The sequence below is a fragment of the Anaerotruncus sp. 80 genome (genome assembly GCF_009936115.1).
GTDB classification, from domain to species: Bacteria; Bacillota; Clostridia; order Peptostreptococcales; family Anaerovoracaceae; genus Senimuribacter; species Senimuribacter intestinalis.
In genome coordinates this window covers 1-1,916 of sequence record NZ_QWES01000058.1, presented here as the reverse complement: position 1 = coordinate 1,916, position 1,916 = coordinate 1, and the positions used below count along the sequence as shown (strand labels likewise).

Below are 1,916 nucleotides of genomic sequence, written 5' to 3'. Positions count from 1 at the left end.
GAGATTTCCTATCGGGTTAATGACAGAAACATTGTATCTAAAAATCGCATACAAGTTCCTTTGACATCCAAGATAGGAACACCGATTACCGTTCGTTATGACCGAAACAAACCAGAGAGAATATACAGTTATTCAGCGAAACGAATCATCAAGGGATTTTTAATTGGCATAGGCAGTGTATTAATAGCTGTATTTATGCAAATCCATTAGAGAAAAGGAATTTTTTATGGCAGATATATGAGTAGCCTTCGAATTGGGATAGACTAGAATCAACCATTATATTAGAATTATAAAATTATGAAAAGAAAATATATTTTATATATAATAATGAGATGAAATAAGATTAAATGATAATATATTCAATTAAAACTTGCGCAACCATAATGGGATGCATTCATTATGATGACCGATTTGACTGAAAATAGGCAATATAATGGAAAGCGAGATGGTTGCATTTTATGGCATGAATTTTGCGGAGCAGTCTTGTATAAAAAATTTTTCTACATTAAGTTGTGATAAGGTATCGTATAGGAGAATCTAGTTATGGAAGAGGACAAGAAAAAATATGAAACGTTTGAAGAAATGTATTTATCGACATATCGGTTAGTATATATTTTCATTCGAGACTGCACGCAAGATTGGGATGTTGCAGAAGAAGTTTCTGCAATTATTTGGACAAAGATCTCTGAAAGACCGGAGAAATATCTCGACCAGGAAATTCTACAACTACATAATTATATAAGAACTATGGTGAAAAATGAAATCTGTGAGCAGTATAGAAAAAAGGATCGAGAAAATAGGATACTTGAGAAGGCTTCTGAGATCTTCAATATTTCACATACTACAGAAGACGATTTTCTTCTTAAAGAGAATTTAAATGCCTTAGAGAAAGCAAGGGCGCAGTTATCTGAGGATGAAAGGCTGCTTCTTGAGTTAAGATTTAATCAGGAGCTTAGTATTAAAGAAACTGGAAAAGTGATGGGGATTAATCAAAGCGCAGTTAAGATGCGACAGTGCAGAGTGTTGCTAAAACTAAGAAAGCTGATAGATTAGATCTTTGTATATAAATAAAATTGATAAAATATGGGGAAAAGGTATGAAAGAAAAATTTGATTTACCTGAGGATATGTATTTTGAAAAAGATGGTGAACTTGTCGGCATTATGAATCTTGAGCCGGACCCAAAGGTTCTGTCTTTTGCTAGGGAATATGACGAAAAGCAAGCAAAGAAGAAAAGTAAGCATCGCAGAAAAAGTTATTTACACATCGCAGCGATGATTATGGTGTGTTTTGTGACACTATCTGCGATTACGCTGGAAACATCTGATGCATTCAGAGTGAAAATCCTCCAAGTTTTTTCTAATAAAGAAGATGGATCAGCTACGCTGCTTTCGCAAGATGAAGATGATTTGATAGGGGACTGGAAAGATTATTGGTACCCTACCTATATTCCGGAAGGGTATATTTTGCAGGCGGCAGAAAAGACAGAGTTCGAGAAGGTTATGTTGTTTTCTTCACAAATCGGGACGGAACTTCGTATTTTTGAGCGTTCACCTGAAACCACTATGACTGTCGATACAGATCATACCTCGATAGAACAAATTAAAATAGGATATTATAATGGCTGCCTGTTTGTAAATGAAGAGTACAATTTCTTAAGTGTTTATTGGCTAACGGAAGATCGACAGATCTATATAGAAATGACTGGGGAGAATGATAAGGAATTGTTGCTTAAGATTGCAGAGAATTTGCAATATAGGGAAAAATAAGGACAAAGGCTTGCTAAAGAAAGTTTATTCTTGAACAAGAATTCACTTTGGCAGAAAATTTTTTAAAAAAAGGTCAATTGCCAAGGTGAATTCCAGTTTGCCTAAGTAAATGTCAGGTACGCAAGAGTGGAGGATGTAAAAAGCTATG

At 34.6% G+C, this 1,916-nt stretch carries 3 protein-coding genes; all 3 read left to right on the top strand.

All coding sequences use genetic code 11. The annotated features are described in order from the left end of the window. Positions 1 to 210: DUF3592 domain-containing protein (locus tag D1155_RS15690; RefSeq protein ID WP_243151102.1), on the top strand; the 210-nt coding region annotated here is incomplete at its 5' end. A 333-nt stretch (positions 211 to 543) separates the two neighbouring features. Next, on the top strand, positions 544 to 1,053 hold the full coding sequence (locus D1155_RS15450) for a sigma-70 family RNA polymerase sigma factor (protein ID WP_160203304.1): 510 nt from the start codon (positions 544 to 546) through the stop codon (positions 1,051 to 1,053). 43 nt (positions 1,054 to 1,096) lie between these two features. Beyond that, a complete protein-coding gene (locus D1155_RS15445) occupies positions 1,097 to 1,768 on the top strand; it encodes a DUF4367 domain-containing protein (protein ID WP_160203303.1) in 672 nt (223 codons plus the stop codon). Positions 1,769 to 1,916: the final 148 nt, after the last annotated feature.